The organism is Psychrobacter sp. TB55-MNA-CIBAN-0194 (assembly GCF_040309505.1).
GTDB classification, from domain to species: Bacteria; Pseudomonadota; Gammaproteobacteria; order Pseudomonadales; family Moraxellaceae; genus Psychrobacter; species Psychrobacter fozii.
Genome location: NZ_JBEOOW010000010.1, coordinates 38,068 through 55,707, shown reverse-complemented (window position 1 = coordinate 55,707; position 17,640 = coordinate 38,068). Strand labels below are relative to the sequence as shown.

13 protein-coding genes are annotated in these 17,640 nt (G+C 41.3%); 2 read left to right on the top strand and 11 right to left on the bottom strand.

Annotation, left to right across the window (positions count from 1 at the left end; genetic code table 11):
* Positions 1–143 precede the first annotated feature (143 nt).
* The 4 genes from AAEY75_RS11915 to AAEY75_RS11900 form a co-directional block, all read right to left on the bottom strand.
* On the bottom strand, positions 144–1,142 hold the full coding sequence (locus AAEY75_RS11915; RefSeq protein WP_197217929.1) for an adenosine deaminase: 999 nt from the start codon (positions 1,140–1,142) through the stop codon (positions 144–146).
* Between the two features lie 192 nt (positions 1,143–1,334).
* Positions 1,335–1,859, bottom strand: a complete 525-nt coding sequence (locus AAEY75_RS11910; RefSeq protein WP_197217931.1) for a TPM domain-containing protein — start codon at positions 1,857–1,859, stop codon at positions 1,335–1,337.
* Positions 1,860–1,987: 128 nt separating this feature from the next.
* On the bottom strand, positions 1,988–3,163 hold the full coding sequence (locus AAEY75_RS11905; protein WP_352259691.1) for a TPM domain-containing protein: 1,176 nt from the start codon (positions 3,161–3,163) through the stop codon (positions 1,988–1,990).
* A 249-nt stretch (positions 3,164–3,412) separates the two neighbouring features.
* On the bottom strand, positions 3,413–4,045 hold the full coding sequence (locus tag AAEY75_RS11900; protein ID WP_197217933.1) for a LemA family protein: 633 nt from the start codon (positions 4,043–4,045) through the stop codon (positions 3,413–3,415).
* A gap of 1,083 nt (positions 4,046–5,128) precedes the next feature.
* Between AAEY75_RS11900 and AAEY75_RS11895 the strand changes: the two genes are divergently transcribed.
* Complete coding sequence (locus AAEY75_RS11895) at positions 5,129–6,688, top strand: alanine/glycine:cation symporter family protein (protein WP_352259690.1); 1,560 nt, start codon at positions 5,129–5,131, stop codon at positions 6,686–6,688.
* Positions 6,689–7,221: 533 nt separating this feature from the next.
* Here the strand turns inward: AAEY75_RS11895 and AAEY75_RS11890 are convergent.
* The 3 genes from AAEY75_RS11890 to AAEY75_RS11880 form a co-directional block, all read right to left on the bottom strand.
* Positions 7,222–7,845 carry a fasciclin domain-containing protein gene (locus AAEY75_RS11890; protein ID WP_110923896.1) on the bottom strand — a complete coding sequence of 208 codons (624 nt, stop codon included), beginning with the start codon at positions 7,843–7,845 and terminating at the stop codon, positions 7,222–7,224.
* A gap of 183 nt (positions 7,846–8,028) precedes the next feature.
* Positions 8,029–8,109, bottom strand: coding sequence for a fasciclin domain-containing protein (locus AAEY75_RS11885; protein WP_281269560.1), 81 nt, complete (start codon positions 8,107–8,109; stop codon positions 8,029–8,031).
* Positions 8,110–8,265: 156 nt separating this feature from the next.
* A complete protein-coding gene (locus AAEY75_RS11880; RefSeq protein WP_110923895.1) occupies positions 8,266–8,826 on the bottom strand; it encodes a fasciclin domain-containing protein in 561 nt (186 codons plus the stop codon).
* A 670-nt stretch (positions 8,827–9,496) separates the two neighbouring features.
* Here AAEY75_RS11880 and metH point away from each other — a divergent pair.
* Entirely contained in the window at positions 9,497–13,291 is a 3,795-nt protein-coding gene (gene metH / locus AAEY75_RS11875; protein WP_352259689.1) for a methionine synthase, read from the top strand.
* Between the two features lie 189 nt (positions 13,292–13,480).
* On the opposite strand, the gene AAEY75_RS11870 is transcribed toward metH, so the two are convergent.
* From AAEY75_RS11870 to AAEY75_RS11855, 4 genes are all read right to left on the bottom strand, one after another.
* Positions 13,481–14,356 (bottom strand): hypothetical protein, encoded by an 876-nt coding sequence (locus AAEY75_RS11870; protein WP_201548855.1) that lies wholly within the window; start codon positions 14,354–14,356, stop codon positions 13,481–13,483.
* 28 nt (positions 14,357–14,384) lie between these two features.
* Entirely contained in the window at positions 14,385–16,166 is a 1,782-nt protein-coding gene (locus AAEY75_RS11865) for a WG repeat-containing protein (RefSeq protein ID WP_352259688.1), read from the bottom strand.
* A gap of 97 nt (positions 16,167–16,263) precedes the next feature.
* Positions 16,264–16,410, bottom strand: coding sequence for a DUF2256 domain-containing protein (locus AAEY75_RS11860; protein ID WP_352259687.1), 147 nt, complete (start codon positions 16,408–16,410; stop codon positions 16,264–16,266).
* An 18-nt stretch (positions 16,411–16,428) separates the two neighbouring features.
* Positions 16,429–17,625 (bottom strand): M48 family metallopeptidase, encoded by a 1,197-nt coding sequence (locus AAEY75_RS11855; RefSeq protein WP_352259686.1) that lies wholly within the window; start codon positions 17,623–17,625, stop codon positions 16,429–16,431.
* Positions 17,626–17,640 lie beyond the last annotated feature (15 nt).

Below are 17,640 nucleotides of genomic sequence, written 5' to 3'. Positions count from 1 at the left end.
TGATATCCGATATGAAATAGGGCTAAGTATTATGTCGTATGATGATTCCATTGAATAAAAGTGTCCTAGCAGCACAATAAAAAAGGCTTAACGATTTATATAAACCGTTAAGCCTTGGATACTAAAACCTAATCATATTGAATTTACTGTAGTGCTAGATCCACTTTCGCTAGATATTCTGCTTTTAATTCATCATCTATAAACGACGATCTAAATGAATTCTTTACTAAGGTAACGATATCGTCTTCTGTTAAAGGTAAGTTTTCACAGATATTTATAAAGTTTTGATTGATATAGCCTTTGAAATACGCTGGATCATCAGAATTGACACTGATATTCAGACCATAATCTAGCAGCTCTTTTATATTGTGTTCTTTATAATTCCCGAAGACCCTGAGTTCAATATTAGAGTTCGGGCAAACGGTCAGCGGCATTTGCTCATCTTTAAGCCTTTGCATCAGCTCTGGGCTCTTTATAGACTGCACGCCATGATCTATTCTATTAATGTTCAATAAATCCAATGCTTCGTAAATGTAGGAAAAATCTGCCTCTTCGCCAGCATGTGCGACCAATTTAAAGCCCGCTTCTTCTGCCGTTTTAAAGACATCTTTGAACTTTGAAGGAGGGTTGCCCAATTCTGAAGAATCAAGACCGACACCGATAATGTCATCTTTGAACGCCATTGCTTCTTCTAGCGTTTTAAAAGCTTCTTCTTGTGATAAATGTCTTAAAAAACACATGATAATGCAAGAAGTGATGCCGTATTTTTCCTTGGCATCCGCGAGTGCTTCTTTGATACCCGTAATTACCGCTTCAAAAGGCACGCCTCTTTCGGTATGGGTTTGTGGATCAAAGAATATCTCTGTGTGAATGACATTGTCTTCAACACACTTCAGAATGTATTCCCATGTTAAATCATAGAAATCATCTTTGGTGATAAGGACGTTTGCACCTGCATAGTAGATATCTAAAAATGTTTGCAGATTGGTGAAGTTATAGGCGTTACGCACATCTTCTATGTCTTTATACGGAATTTCTATCTGGTTTTTTTTTGCCAATCTAAACATCAGCTCAGGCTCTAATGAGCCTTCGATATGTAAGTGCAGTTCAGCTTTCGGTAGTTTCTGTATTAAATCAATCATAGTGTTCCAGTAGTGACTTTTTATATTAGGGTGTTATCAAGAAAGGCTTTTATAAATGCGGTATTTGTATATATGCTTAAGTTATATCTCAATCGCTCTCTTTCTAGAAACGCTATTATATTTCAATTGAAGCTGAAACCATAGAGAAGCGATAAAATCTAAAACAACGGCTATCAGATACGATGATAAACATCACTTTAAAAACACCACCGTATCAGACAACTCATTACCCGCTGGATCATGCTCAAGATGATAGTACTGGCGCATTACTTGTCCTACTTCATCCAATAATTCAGCGAGACTTTCTTCTGTTTTTTGATTGGCAATGCCTGACACTGCTTTGTCGCACATCGCGCGCCAGACAGTTGGACTGACGTGAGCACTGATACCACGATCCGCCACGATCTCTAGCTGATGCTCGCAAACATTGACATAGATTAAAACACCTGTATTTTCTTCAGTATCCCAAACGCGATATTCACTAAACAAATCAATCGCACGTGCGCGGCAGCCAACATGATAAGCATCTTGGATAGGCAGATGGTTTTCTACAATTAAAAACACCTCACCGCGATGCCCACGCTCTGCCTGTGTTACTTTTTCTGTGAGACGAGCTTTGGCATCCTCTGTTAGCCACTTACTATGCAAAAGAGGGACAAACAAAACTTGACGCCACCAGCGGGCAAAACTGGGATTTGAAGTGTTGTTTTCTGCCATTGTATTATTTCCTCAAGTACGTCATTGCTAATGGGGATTTAGTATCTGTTCTTATCAAGAGTTCTAGTTTTATCAAGAGTTCTAGTTTTATCAAGAGTTCTAGTTTTATCAAGAGTTCTAGCCAGCGTCTACCATGATCCGCCAGCACCACCACCGCCAAATCCACCACCGCCGCCGCCAAATCCGCCGCCGCCAAAACCACCACCGCTAAAGCCGCCGCTACTACCACCGCCCATGCCAGGCAGGAATATCATGCCACCGCGTTTACGACCACCGCCAGAGCCACCTTTACCGCCACCGCCACCACGTGAAATCAAAAATAGCCACAAAAATATCGCCATAATCACAGTCATGAAAAAGCCACCACCCAATGCGAGTGAGCCAGCAAAGAAGCCGCCCGTCGTCAGGATAGAGCCAAACACACGACCAAAGATATTAGTAATAAAACTACCGAATATCATCGCCATGATAAATAAGAAAATAGGCGACGGCACTTCTTCAGAGTCCTGCTGTGTACTACGCTCGGCTGCTTGCACATCAGCACGAGCCAATACCTCAGGATCAGCAGTCAGACGCGCCTTTAATGCCCCGACACCTGCCAGTATCCCAGCACCATAATCGTTTTGCTTAAACAACGGCGTGATATCTTCACGAATAATTCGGCTGACCGCAGCATCTGGTAACACACCTTCTAATCCGTAGCCTGTCAAAATATACATGTCACGGTCATTAACAGCGACCACCATCAGTAAGCCATCATCGATATCTTCATTACCTAGCTGCCACTTTTCAGCCACTTCTAGTGCGTAGTCAAATATGGGCACACCATTCGTGGTAGGCACGATCACCACTGCGGCTTGGGCAAAGCCTTGCTGATAAATACTTCTAAGCTGTGCTTCTAACCGCTGTTTTTCTTGCGGGTTTAAGATATTGGCCTGATCAATCACGGGCGAATTCAATATCAGCTTATCAGCATCGACACTCTCTGCATTTGACTGTATTGGTGCTTGAGCGGTTGGCTGCGAGCTTGATGTCGCTTCATCATTAGCCACATTAGGATTAATCGCCTCGTTGCCAAGGACGGCATCATTGATAGCGTCATTACCCAACACGGCATCGTTGATGGCTTCATTGGACTCACCTGCTTTGGCAAGCGCCACCAAATCTTCGACACTACGATCTTGCAAGCTCGACGTGCCATTGGTCGCAGCAGCTGTATCGTTAGGCGCAGCGTGTAGCATAGGCGCACCACTGACGCTAAGTGTGAGCAGTAATACTGATAAGATTGCTTTTGAATGATTCATCTAATCTATACCACCTCAAATGACATCTATACTATAGTCAGTTCCATATAAATTGGATATGGCGTCAGGCGTGCTCAGTCTACCATCTGTAGTACTGTTACTCGCCTGCTCTATATCCAAATTACCTTTAACTAACTATAAATTGATAGGTATTCATACTTATCAATACCTTTAAAATAAATCTGGCCGACTACTCTACACGAATAGAGCCACTAACACGTTTCTATCGATAGCTTTATTCAATGCGCTTTATTGAGCACTCGCTACATCGTCATCACCAAAATCAACAGTCGGCGCCGTTGAGATAGCGTCTTCATTCGCCACGCTAAAGTTTGACTTGGTATCCATACCAAATACTTTGGCAGTGATGTTGGTTGGGAACTGGCGTACCGTCGTATTATACGATTGTACTTCTTGAATATAACGGTTACGCGCGACCGTAATACGGTTTTCAGTGCCTTCTAGCTGAGCTTGCAAATCTTGGAACAGCGCATCTGATTTGAGCTCAGGATATCGCTCAGACACGGCCATTAGACGTGATAGCGCACCAGTCATCTGTTCTTGCGCAGCAGCATAACGCTCCATCGCTTCTGGGTCATTGAGCACTTCTGCCGTTACCGTGATACCACCAGCACGTGAGCGAGCTTCTGCCACCTGAGTGAATACTTCTTGCTCTTGCTCAGCATACTGCTGTACCACTTTGACTAGGTTTGGCACCAAATCAGCACGGCGCTGGTATTGGTTGACCACTTCTGACCACGATGCTGTCACTTGCTCATCTTGCGCCTGCAGGTTGTTATAGCCACAGCCGCTTAGACCAACGGTAGAAGTCGCTAATACGGCTGCCAACATAATGGGTTTTACAATTGATTGACGCTTCATCGTTGTTTCTCCTAATAATGGTAAATAATAAAATACTTAGTAACACGTTTTTTTAATAATTTTTGAATACTTATTCATAATTTTTGGATACTGACTTTGAATGCTTACACAGTTCTATATTACTTATATAACTTTGCAGAGACTGATAAAGGCATTGCTAGCGTAGTCGTTATCATACCCCTACTTATACACCTCTATCTATAAAGCGTCATATCGTCATTTGCAAAGTATGCTAACAATGATGATGCCATCACGGCACTTTTGCAATTTATGATTACCAAAGTACAACCGCCATATGTTTTCGCTCGTTTGCTTCTCTTACTGATTATCGAACGATAGCTCTCCGTAAACACCACCAAAATCCTAACATTTCTACGAGTTTATACTTTGCTTTCCTGTGGATTTTATAGCCCATCACAGAGGCTATTTATTTACAATTCATCAGTATATCGGTGTACCGAAATTTGAGATTTACAGAATGATGAAACATATGATGTTTTATGCTTATTTATGACTGTACTCAACTTATCAAATATACATATATATAGTTATATAAAAAGAAAATTCTAGTAATTGGTACAAAAATATGGCAAATTGCAGTTACGTAGCCGTACGGTTTGAATACATTTGGTAGTGGACTTATAGTATGATTAGTATTAGCGAATTTCTGATTTCTATTTAAATATCAGTTAACTACTAGCTAAGTAGTTATAGTAAGTGGTTATAGATAGTTACTCGCTAAACTTAATCAGCCATGCCAATAGTGTAGTCAATCGGAACGGCTCATAGCAAATTGAATACTGTCACTACGATAAGTATTTAATTATATAACTGCCTGTTTTATCCGTTGATACTAATATTGTCAATAGCAAGCACTATATAAACGGTCAATATTGCTATTAATATATGCGGATAAACACAGAAAACTACAGTCCATTCTTAGTGGCCAAGCACGTATGAGACTCAAGTAATATACATGAGTCGATGTAGCTAATTTAACTGCTTAACTTAAATAAGTAAGTTAACCAGTTAGCTTACTCCTAGCATACAGAGCCACTTTGAGACAGTACTAGGAATATAAATATGGAAGGTTTAGTTAACTTAGTAAACGGAATTATCTGGAGCCCTGCGCTGATCTATCTGTGCTTAGGTGCGGGTCTGTTTTATTCCATCTTAACGCGTTTTGTACAAGTCCGCCTATTCGGTGAAATGATTAGATTGCTGTTTAAGGGCAAACCTGATAATGATGGTATCTCATCATTTCAGGCATTAGCTGTTTCTCTAGCTGGTCGTGTAGGTATGGGTAACATCGCTGGTGTTGCTGCTGCCATTGGTTTTGGTGGTCCAGGTGCCGTATTCTGGATGTGGGTTGTGGCCTTCTTAGGCGCTTCAACCGCTTATGTTGAATCTACCTTGGGTCAGATTTATAAAGAGCGCGATGTTGTCACGGGTGAATACCGCGGTGGCCCTGCTTACTACTTCGAGCGTGCGCTTGGGCAAAAGTGGTATGGTATTTTATTCGCCATTGCTTCTATCGTTTCTTGTGGTATCTTCTTACCTGGTGTACAGGCGAACGGTGTTATCAATGCTGTGGCTCAGGTCGCCGGTGAAGGTTCAGTCATGAACTTCATGGGTATCGAAACTGGCACAACTCGTATTATCGCCCTTGGTATTATCTTAGTGGTATTAGGATTTATCATTTTTGGTGGTATCAAACGTATTGCGACCTTTACTGAATACGCTGTACCATTTATGGCAGTAGGTTATATTATCTTAGCCCTACTTATCATGTTCTCTAACTTCAGCATGATCCCTCACGTATTTGGTTCAATCATTGGTGATGCATTTACTGCTCAAGCAGGCTTTGGTGCTGCTATCGGTTGGGGTGTGAAGCGCGGTATTTACTCAAACGAAGCTGGCCAGGGTACAGGTCCTCACGCTGCCGCAGCTGCTGCGGTTGATCATCCTGCACAGCAGGGTTTGGTACAAGCATTCTCAGTTTATGTTGATACCTTACTTGTTTGTTCTGCGACTGCCTTCATGATTTTGTCTACAGGCATGTACAATATCCAAGGTACACTACCTGAAGGTCAGTTCATCGTTCAAAACGTCGCTGCAGATGTTGAGATTAACGCGCCTGCATTTACCCAAATGGCGATGGAATCAGTCTACGGTACTTTTGGTAATACTTTCATTGCCATCGCTGTATTCTTCTTTGCCTTTACGACTATCTTGGCGTACTACTACATCGCTGAAGTCAACATCTCGTACCTTACCCGCTCTATGGGCAAAGGCGCTAGTAAAGCAGGTCAGTTCGTTGTTAAGCTTATCATCATGTTTATGGTTGCTTATGGCGCACTAAACAGCTCTGGATATATCTGGGGACTTGGCGACGTTGGTGTTGGCCTGATGGCTTGGTTGAACATCGTTGGTATCATCGTGATCTTCTTTGTCGCACGCCCTGCTATCGATATCCTACGAGATTACGAAGCACAGCTTAAAGCTGGTGGCGGTACGACTGCCAAAAGATTCGTTTTTGATCCTAAGAAATTTGGTATCAAGAATGCGACTTATTGGGAAGAACGTCATGCAGAAGAGCAACAAAGATTGGCTGCAAATCCACTCAACAAAGAAGCTAAGTAATACGTTTACTGAAACTCTTTAAAGTAGTGGTTTTTTAAGCCTCTAAAAAAAGCCCAAGACAAGTGTCTTGGGCTTTTTTATTTGTGTAGTCTCAATGAATAAATATAAAACAAGCACTGCTAAAATATAGTTAGATGCAATATAGCTATACACAATAGAGCTAGTTATAGGATACGTACCTACTCTCTTATGTACTTATACAGATATGGAATGCCTCTATCTTTACCTCTGCGCACTCATAAGACATCCACTCTACTACTCTAACCGCAAGTCTTAATGCGTAAAGACTATTGTCAAAATAGCGATATCAAAAAGTACTAACGTTGATCTCGCTGAAAAGTTCGATATCTATGCCCTTGTAATCAGCTATCTATACTCACAGTTACACTAAATCAGCTGTTAGTTTCACACGGTAGACTTATAGCAGTGCTACGATGAACTGACGATAGATAACCTTTAGGCACAAAAAAGCCCAGCTAAAAGCTAGGCCTTTTCGATATCATTGATAAAGTATAAACAGATAGATTAAAAACTTACTCAGGCATTAATACTGCATCGATAGTGTGTACTACACCATTCGTTGCCATGATATCTGTACCAGTGATATTAGCAGTGTTACCAGTAGCATCAGTGATTACATTGTCTTCGCTGATAGAAATAGTTGCACCGTTTGCTGTTTTGATATCAGTACCATAAGGGATATCAGCAGCCAATACTTCTGACGCTAGCACATGGTAAGGAAGTACTTTTTTGAGCAAATCAGTGTTGGCCAATAGCTCTTCTTTAGTTACGCCTAGCTTCTCTAATACAGGAGCAAACGCATCATCAGTTGGTGCAAATACTGTATGCTTGGTTTCTTCCATTAGCATGGTATCAAGACCAGCCGCTTGTAGTGCCGCGGTTAGAATCGTTAGGTTTTCGTTGCCTGCTGCGATTTCAGCGATGGTTTGTGTAGCCATCGTGTCTTCCATGCCATCAGTTTCAGCCATAGGATCGGTTTCACCCATTGCATCAGTTTCAGCCATTGGCTCTGCTACAACTTCTTCAGTAGTCGCTTCTGGTTCTACTGGATCAGTAGTGGCTTCTTTGTCAGCACAAGCAGCGAGTGACATGGCAGCGGTAACAACAGCGATAGATAGTAGGTTCTTCTTCAACATAGGTATTTCCTTATCAATGAATGTTCAATTAAGTTATTTGATGAACAAATAAGTTCTCTCAGTTAATGAATATAACAGTTAACAACTTATTTATTGCAAGCGATACCAATTGGTTGGAGTCGATCACATCAAATCTGCTATACCAATAACTACGATTCTAACTGATTAATTTTGAATTAATGCTTACTTAGGTAGCAACACTGTATCAATCACGTGTACGACACCATTATTAACTTGTATATCGGTCACCGTGATATTAGAGATACAGATACTTTTAATAAAACGAATGCTTTTAATAAAATGGACGCTTGTAATAAAACAGCCATCTTATGACAGATAAAAGCTGGTATTCATACCAGCTTCATCATATACAGGTATACGGTTATCACATCTTAACTAAAGCTAGTTTATAGTCGTACTTTATTTAGGTAATAGTACTTTGTCTATTACGTGTACAACACCATTGGTAGCAGCAATATCCGTTTTTAGGATGTTAGCTGTACGGCCATTTTCGTCTTGCAGCTGACCTTTCGCTGTCACCATTAGCGTGTCTTTGCTAAGCATGGCAATGTTGCCTGGTTTCACATCTGCTGCATATACTGGCGCAGCACCATTAATTACATGGTAGCCCAAGATTTTGGTTAGCAATGGCTTGTTGGCAAACAGTTGCGCTTTAGTCATGCCTGTTTCTTGCAACACTTGTGCAAACGCTTCATTGGTTGGTGCAAATATCGTAAAGTTGGCGTTAGGATTAGATAGTGGCTCTGCAATACCAGCCGCTTGTACGGCTTCAACTAGCAATGAGAAGTCAGCATTGCTCTGTGCGACTTGTACCACGTTCATGTCTGACATTGCTTGGCTGCTAGTAGGCGTTTGCGTTGCTGCATCTGTGCTATCACTTGGTGTCATGTTGTTACATGCGCTCAAGCCCGCAACTGAAAGGGCTAATGTACCGATTGCAGCAATTTTAGTAAGTTTCATAATTCTATCCTTGACGATTAAATAGTAGTAATTGAATGTTTTTAGACGATGGTAGTCTTATCTCATTAACTAACTTGTATTTCGTAGGCTATCATTACATCGATATAAATATTCATATCTGATAAAAGCGATGAACACTCATTAGTAAGTATTGCTTACGAAATACCAGTTCTTCTGAAATCAAATTAACATCTCAAAAAAGTTTATCAAGATACCTTTGCGCTGTTTTTGTAGCGGCGCTGTAAACTCTGTCTTACTTTTAAGAGTAATGTCTGACTTTTGAGAGTAATGTCTAACTTTAATTTACAAAAGCAAAGCTTTATGTAATCGATAAGCGAATAGATATTCATTTGTGCCTACCTGTTTTATGCAATAGACTCTAATATTCGTATCGAATAAACAGACAATATAGTCCATCCTCTATAAAAGATTTACAACGTTAACCTCTCTTGAAGTATCACCTATACCTCTACACTCGGTTGCCTCGTATCTCTTTTAAACTGAATCAACTATATGTGGATGATATTGCCAAAGAGGAATAAGTACTATCCCTCGTGCTGTGTAATTTTCATGCTAAAATAATGCGACTTTTTCGACGCCTTTTATATATATTTACACCCTATTTGTTATCCCCTCCTTTTATAATATTGACGATATAAGCAGCGCTCCTATGACCCAAACAATGACTTCAAACACTGATGCCACTTCTATCTCATCACAATCTGCTGATGACTTTATACTGACGCCACCTGCCGTGTTTCCGTACAAAGAACAACAGCTAACAGCACGTGCCCGTATCACTGAGCAAATGGCCTCAAGAATTTTGATGTTAGACGGGGCGATGGGTACGCAGATTCAAACCTATAAATTAGAAGAAGCAGATTATCGCGGTGAGCGTTTTGCGGATATAGACCAAGATGTGCGCGGTAACAATGATTTGCTCGTACTCTCGCAACCACAAATGATTATAGACATTCATAACGATCATTTGACTGCTGGTGCGGATATCATCGAGACCAATAGCTTCAACGGTACGCGTCTATCCATGGCCGACTACGATATGGAGTATTTGGTACCTGAGTTAAATAAGACAGCCGCTCAACTTGCCCGCAGTGCAGCTGATGCGTTCACTGCCAAAACCCCAGATAAGCCTCGTTTCGTCGCTGGTGTCGTAGGCCCTACTTCGCGTACTTGCTCGCTATCACCTGATGTCAATGATCCAGCCTTTCGTAATATTACCTTTGATGAGTTGGTATTAAACTACCGTGAAGCGACCTTGTGCTTGATTGAGGGTGGTGTCGACCTTATCCTAATCGAAACTATTTTTGATACACTGAATGCGAAAGCGGCGATATTTGCCATTACTGGCGTGTTTGAAGATATCGGCTTTGAATTACCGATTATGATTTCGGGTACGATTACTGATGCGTCAGGTCGTACGTTATCAGGACAAACGGCTGAGGCGTTTTATAACTCAATCCGCCATGCCAAACCATTATCGGTTGGCTTCAACTGCGCACTTGGTGCGGATGCGCTACGTCCACACATTCAAACGCTATCTAATATCGCCAATACTTATGTGTCAGCGCATCCAAACGCAGGTCTACCCAATGAGTTTGGTGAATATGACGAAACGGCTGATGAAACCACTGCACTGCTAGAAGGCTTTGCGAAAGCGGGCATCTTAAATATCGTGGGCGGCTGTTGTGGTACGACACCAGAACATATCCGCCAAATCGCGAATATGGTAAAAAACTATGCGCCGCGCGTGATTCCTGAAATCGCCCCTGCCTGCCGCTTGTCTGGACTTGAGCCATTTACCATCACAGCAGACAGCTTGTTCGTCAACGTGGGTGAACGTACCAATGTGACAGGCTCCAAAAAGTTTTTACGCTTGATCAAAACCGAAGCCTATACCGAAGCGCTCGATGTCGCTCGCGATCAGGTAGAAGGCGGCGCGCAAATCGTCGATATCAACATGGATGAGGGCATGCTCGACTCCAAGCAGGCGATGATTCACTTCATCAACTTGGTGTCTGGTGAGCCTGATATCAGCCGCGTACCGCTCATGATTGACTCCTCTAAATGGGACATCATCGAAGAAGGTCTAAAACGCACGCAGGGTAAATCTGTCGTCAACTCTATCTCCTTAAAAGAAGGTCATGCTGAGTTTGTCGAGCGCGCCAAACTGTGTATGCGTTATGGTGCCGCCGTTATCGTCATGGCATTTGATGAAGATGGTCAAGCTGATACTTACGAGCGTAAAATCCAAATCTGTCAGCGCAGCTATGATGTGTTGGTTAACGAAGTCGGTTTCCCTTCTGAAGATATTATCTTTGATCCGAACATTTTTGCGGTTGCCACTGGTATCACTGAGCACAACAACTACGGTGCTGATTTCATCAACGCCACTAAGTGGATTACGGATAACTTGCCAAACGCCATGGTATCGGGTGGTGTGTCTAACGTGTCGTTTAGTTTCCGTGGTAACCCGATTCGTGAAGCCATCAACTCTGTTTTCTTATTTCATGCGATTACAAATGGCCTGACAATGGGTATCGTCAACCCAGCCATGCTTGAGTTATACGACGATATTCCAAAGGAAGCTCGTGACGCTATCGAAGATGTCATGCTCAACCGCAATCAAGGCGAAACAGGTCAAGATGCAACTGAACGCCTGATGACAGCTGCTGAAAACTATCAAGACGGTGGTAAGAAAAAAGAAAGTACGGTCGATATGAGCTGGCGTGAAGGCACAGTCGAAGCCCGTATTGCCCATGCGCTGGTCAAAGGTATTACCACCTTTATCGAAGCCGATACCAAAGAAGCGTGGGAGAAATATCCCAAACCGCTAGAAGTCATCGAAGGCCCACTCATGGACGGTATGAATATCGTCGGTGATTTATTCGGTGCCGGTAAAATGTTCCTACCGCAAGTCGTGAAATCTGCCCGCGTGATGAAGCAGTCTGTTGCGTGGCTAAACCCGTACATCGAAGCGGAAAAAGTCGAGGGCGAAGTCAAAGGTAAAATCCTGATGGCAACTGTCAAAGGCGACGTGCATGATATCGGCAAAAACATCGTCGGCGTGGTACTTGGCTGTAATGGCTACGACATTGTCGATTTGGGCGTGATGGTACCTTGTGAGAAAATCCTCGATACTGCTATTGCTGAAAAAGTCGATATCATCGGTCTGTCTGGCTTGATTACCCCAAGCCTTGATGAGATGGTCTATGTCGCCAAGCAAATGCAAGAGCGCGGCATGACGCTACCATTGATGATTGGCGGTGCCACCACCTCTAAAGCGCATACCGCCGTCAAGGTTGAGCCACAATATCAAAACGATGGCGTCATCTACGTCACTGATGCCTCACGCTCCGTCGGTGTGGTCACCAAGCTATTATCAAAAGAGCATCGTCAAGCGCTGATCGATGAGACACGTGAAGAGTACGTCAAAGTACGTGAGCGTCTAGCCAAGCGTCAGCCAAAAGCGGCTAAGATCTCTTATGCGAACTCGGTCAAGATTGGCTTTCAGTACGATTGGGAAAGCTATGTGCCACCAGTGCCTAATAAGTTAGGACAAGTGATATTGGATAATTACCCTATCACCAACCTACTGCCATATATCGATTGGACGCCGTTCTTTATCTCTTGGGGACTGGTCGGTAAGTATCCGAAAATCTTACAAGACGATGTGGTCGGCGAAGCGGCACGTGATTTATTTGATAATGCCAATGAGCTGATGCAAAAAATGATCGATGATAAGTCACTCGTGGCCAAAGGCGTCTTTAAACTAATGCCAGCGCGCCGTACTGGTGCAGATACGGTCACGGTTTATGACAATGCGCCTGCTGATGGCGGCAAACCGACCTATCAGTTTGAACACTTACGTCAGCAAAGCGATAAAGCCAGTGGCAAGCCGAACTTTAGCTTGGCAGACTTCATCTCGCCATCGGACACCCATACCGATCACTTGGGCGGCTTTACCGTCTCAATCGTCGGTACAGAAGCACTCGCTGAACAATATAAAGCGGCAGGCGATGACTATAATGCCATCATGGTACAGGCACTGTCTGACCGTTTGGCAGAAGCCTTTGCCGAGCATCTACATGAACTCATCCGTAAAGAGTATTGGGGCTATCAACCGACTGAGTCACTCACCAATGATGAGATGATCAAAGAGAAATACGTCGGTATCCGCCCTGCGCCTGGCTACCCTGCCTGTCCTGAGCATACCGAAAAAGGCAAATTGTTTGATTGGCTCGGTACGGTAGATGCTATCGGTACAACGCTAACCGAAAGCTATGCGATGTGGCCTGCTTCATCGGTCAGCGGATTCTATTACTCGCATCCTGATAGTGAGTACTTCAACGTTGGTAAGATAAGCCGTGATCAGCTAGAGAGCTATGCTGAGCGTAAAGGTTGGGATATGAAAACGGCTGAGAAGTGGTTAAATCCGAATTTATAGTCGATTGGCTAATTAAATTATAGCAATCTAATAGTGACTCTTTGGCTTACTCATTTAATATGGGTAAGCCATTTTTTATAGAGTTATAGTTTACTTTATATAATTGATTTATGGTTACGATGTAATTTTGGAGTAAATTTAAATTATGAGTATAAATATTATGATAAATCAATTTAATAATACTAAGAACTATTTATCTTTATTGACATAGACAATGTTTGTGTTTAATATTTTTTCAGATTTTAGTACAAAAAGCATTAAACGGGGCGTAGTCACAATGGGTAATAATACAAATGCCATACCAACCTCTATCTTAGAACAGATTACAAGAGCTATAAGAAATAACACCGTGAGTACAGTTAATATATTTGCATAATGGGTTGTCTTTTTAGTATGTAACCATGCACCTCTATTAAGTTTTGCGAAACTGTCTGGTAAAGCAGCGACAATCACATGACCCATATCAAATAAAGGAGCTACATCTGCATCAAGATTGGTAGATTGATAAAGATAAAATTCAGAATTGTCTTTCATTTTTATAATAATTTTAACAGCCTTAGCAAAAGGCCTATTACCAACGCATTGGTGAAAATGATATCTTTTTACATCCGCTAAAGATATGCTATACAACTTATTACCTAGCGTAAAATCTAATTGACCCTCTTGTATTTGGACATTACCTTGCTTTATCCAATTGATATTTTTCAAAATAGTCTGAGGCTTCTCAATTAGCTGTGCTAAAAATATAACAGTGATTATTAATATAATTAATATAGGTATAAGGGTTTCAAAAGTAAACATTAAGTAGAGCGCAGACGGAAAACTAATAACTGTTAAAACAGAGGCAGCTATAGTGACAATACGTTTTAAACTCGAGCGAGCGTACGAAAAATTTATTTCATAAACCCAGCCCTTTTGAACAATTTCCTGGTGATTATCAAACTGTATAGTCTGATACTCTCTTTTTTTAGGATGATTTTTTGACTTTGCTTTGGAATTATTTGCGACCTGTCTTCGATTCTTCTTATTATGCTTCCGATGTTTTCTTTGTTTATACCTTTTCATTATTCTCGGTCTTTTCTAGTAGGTAGATTTAGTCAGCCGTCTCTTCTATTTCAACTGTTACGCTTGAACTACCCCATAACTCATTGATGATGTTACCTTGTTTATCGACGTGCATCGTATGACTGTTAACCTCATCAGACTGACATGAAATAGGATTTTCATTATCGTCAAAACAGTTATCAACTTGAATAGTACCTTCTTTAAAAGGCGGAAATATTTGGTCAAACTGATAAGGGAATACCAGCTCCCCTTGTTGATTGGCGAAACCCCATTTATTGTTATTCTTAATACCTATCATACCTTCAGAGACTCTAGTCACGTTTTCATAATCTGTAGCTAGTACGATACCACCCTGCCTATTGATTAGGCCAAATTTCATTTTAGAGACATCTCTATCTGATAGGTTATTGATATAAAATTCGTCATTGTCCCAATCACTTGATATTGAATACTCGGTCCCTTCATATATCTTTTTATCAAGTTTGGTACTGCTCTCGACTATTTTTGGATGCGCTCTAGCTACTATTGCATAACCATCTTCAAAGCTACTAATAGCGTCATACTCAAAAGGCACAATTTGGTTTTCTTGAAAGTCAATAACTCCCCATTTGCCGTTCAACCTAACAGGAGCAAGCCCTTCTTCGAAAGGTCTAGCGTCTTCATAATGCAAAGATATAACTTCCTCTCCTATAGTATTAATATAGCCCCATGATTTTGATTCATCTTTTTGAGAGAACTGCTGCTTTTGATTATTACCAACCATCGCCAGCCCTTCCGAAAAATCATAAGCCTCATCGTAATCAACCATCATCAATGAATCAGACCTATCTAAATAGCCCCATTTACCATCAAGTTTTACACGGGTAGGTCCTTCCAAAGAGTTTGCGATATAATCAAATTTTAGCGGCGTTATTAGGTTATTTATGCCATGTATGCCATATTTACCATTTTTAGAAACTTTAAAAGTATTTTCACTGATAATTTCTACATCATCGAACTCAGTAGGGACTATAATATTACCTCTTTTATCTATTGCGCCTACTTTTCCATTTTTGGTAATGGATAGCCAGTTCTCGTTAGTCCAGCGATTATCTGAATAAAAGCCATTAACCATTGTAAATTCGAACTCAACGGGTTGTATCATATTGCCCTGATAGTCATAAATACCTACTTTGTCGTTATTAGACACGAATAAAATATCATTTGCTCGACGAATATCATCAAATTGCGCTGGTATGATAATCTTACCTGCCTGATTTATAGCACCTTGTTTACCATCTAACTCAAAGATGGCGATAACATTTTCATTGAGTAGTGGATAACCAAAGCCATGCACTATGCTATCGAACTGAGGTTGGATAACGACCTCACCACTGGTGTTTATATATCCCCATTTATCATCTTGCTGAAATTGTGCTAACCCTACTGGGGTAAAATTCCATACTTCTTGAAAATAAAATTCGGCTATTTTATGATTTTCCGTATTGATTAGCACCCACTTATCCGCTTTTTTTACCAGCGCTCTACTTTGGATGAACTCTACTGGTGAATCATATTCAAACGGAATTGCCGCAACGCCCTGTCGGTTGACAGCGCCGTATTTCTCTGTTGAGATCTGCTGCGCAGGGGCAAGCTCATTACTAAACGAGCATAGCCAGTTAAAGCCAATATCTGCGGGTAGCTCATATCCCTGGTTTAACTCACAATCAAATTTTGCATGAGCTTGGGACAGGCTTATTAATAGCGTGATAGCAAGACAGCTTTTGATAACTTGATTAAAAAAAGAAAAGTGCGTAAAAGAGAGCGACATAGTTTTTATGTTCCGTTACAATTTTTAGTAGCGTTCATTCATTGATTAAAATTGAGATAGTCGAGGTTATACAATGTATTGACAATACACTGTTAACTCAATCTGATTTATCTTTCTCCCGCCGACAACGCTCAGAATAATAAATCACCTGCTCCCAATCCTTTTCCCACTTCTTACGCCACGTAAACGGGCGCTGGCAGACGGGGCAGGTTTTTTGCGGTAGCTTTACCTTTTTATGTGCCATGACTTACTTTTACATTCTTCACTTACAAACCTTTAACCCTTGCTCAAAGCACTTGCTATATTTTTCTGCCATTTTAATCCGCAACTGGGTATTAGGATGGCTCGACAAGAAATCGGACAACTTCTCGTCTTCAACCTCTCCAACTTTTTCATTATCGATTTCATCTTCATCTTCATGCTGATGCGTAGTGTCATCGACGTCTTTTGTATCAGTTACTGTCGTCGAATAATCTTCCATGCGGCTCAGGATATCTACAAAAGCTTGCGGATTAACATCAATCTCAAGCATCTTGTTAAAAGCAAACTCATCTGCTTCAGTTTCGTACTGACGTGAATAATGGCTTGATACCAATGCAGTTCCTAGCCCTGTAGCAACTTCACTGATGCCATCTGGGTTGCCTAATACCAGTATGACAATCATAGTCGTTAATGAGTTTTGAGTGAGCATCTCTAAGCCATGACGCTCTACAACATGGCCCATCTCGTGCAATAGCACAGCATCTATCTCATCATCATTTTTACTTAACTCTATAAATTTATCTGTCAGAACAATATCACCTGATGGCAATGCAAAAGCATTTGGCAAACTCAATCCATTGATATTCATATCCCTAAAATGGATCTGATAATGAATTCTATCGTCACCACTAAAGCGTTTAAGGCGTGTTTCAAATCGTGATTGAATATCCTGCTGTTCAGTGTCACTTATTTTAGTGGGCTGTAAAAAATAACCATCTGCAAACTTTAATGACTGTTTACCAATAAAGTCGCCTGTTGCTTGTGGCAAGGCATGTGCGACCGTTTGACTCGTCCAAGGAATGCCCCATTTAATAAAACTAAATACAAAAACAATCGTTAAGACCAGCATCGTTAATACGCTAGTCATTTTTGTTTCATGGCGATGTAAGCGTAAACTCCATTTTGAACCTGTACTACTACCTTGACTGCTATTTATGAAGTTATCAATAGCATCATTATCGTGAGTCGTAAATAGTGATCCATCAGCGAGTGTAAGTTTACGCTCAGTACTTCCTAGTCGATCACTGATCGCAACTTGCGACCACTGACCATCAATATTCTGGCTACTATCCAAGCTATCACTGGTCTCATCAGATACAATATTTACCTCATATCTCGTCTCAGTGAGCGTGAGTTGCGCGGTATATTGAACCGAGCTGTCTTTGGGATACCATTTGCCTGATATTAAATTTACCATTAAGTTTCTCACTGT

Excerpts from the sequence above, each read along its gene's own strand:
- AAEY75_RS11900 (WP_197217933.1), bottom strand. The coding sequence starts at position 4,045 with ATGAAGCGTCAATCAATTGTAAAACCCATTATGTTGGCAGCCGTATTA.
- AAEY75_RS11915 (WP_197217929.1), bottom strand. The coding sequence starts at position 1,142 with ATGATTGATTTAATACAGAAACTACCGAAAGCTGAACTGCACTTACAT.
- AAEY75_RS11855 (WP_352259686.1), bottom strand. The coding sequence starts at position 17,625 with ATGGTAAATTTAATATCAGGCAAATGGTATCCCAAAGACAGCTCGGTT.
- AAEY75_RS11865 (WP_352259688.1), bottom strand. The coding sequence starts at position 16,166 with ATGTCGCTCTCTTTTACGCACTTTTCTTTTTTTAATCAAGTTATCAAA.
- AAEY75_RS11890 (WP_110923896.1), bottom strand. The coding sequence starts at position 7,845 with ATGTTGAAGAAGAACCTACTATCTATCGCTGTTGTTACCGCTGCCATG.
- AAEY75_RS11910 (WP_197217931.1), bottom strand. The coding sequence starts at position 1,859 with ATGGCAGAAAACAACACTTCAAATCCCAGTTTTGCCCGCTGGTGGCGT.
- AAEY75_RS11880 (WP_110923895.1), bottom strand. The coding sequence starts at position 8,826 with ATGAAACTTACTAAAATTGCTGCAATCGGTACATTAGCCCTTTCAGTT.
- AAEY75_RS11895 (WP_352259690.1), top strand. The coding sequence starts at position 5,129 with ATGGAAGGTTTAGTTAACTTAGTAAACGGAATTATCTGGAGCCCTGCG.
- AAEY75_RS11870 (WP_201548855.1), bottom strand. The coding sequence starts at position 14,356 with ATGAAAAGGTATAAACAAAGAAAACATCGGAAGCATAATAAGAAGAAT.
- metH (WP_352259689.1), top strand. The coding sequence starts at position 9,497 with ATGACCCAAACAATGACTTCAAACACTGATGCCACTTCTATCTCATCA.
- AAEY75_RS11905 (WP_352259691.1), bottom strand. The coding sequence starts at position 3,163 with ATGAATCATTCAAAAGCAATCTTATCAGTATTACTGCTCACACTTAGC.
- AAEY75_RS11860 (WP_352259687.1), bottom strand. The coding sequence starts at position 16,410 with ATGGCACATAAAAAGGTAAAGCTACCGCAAAAAACCTGCCCCGTCTGC.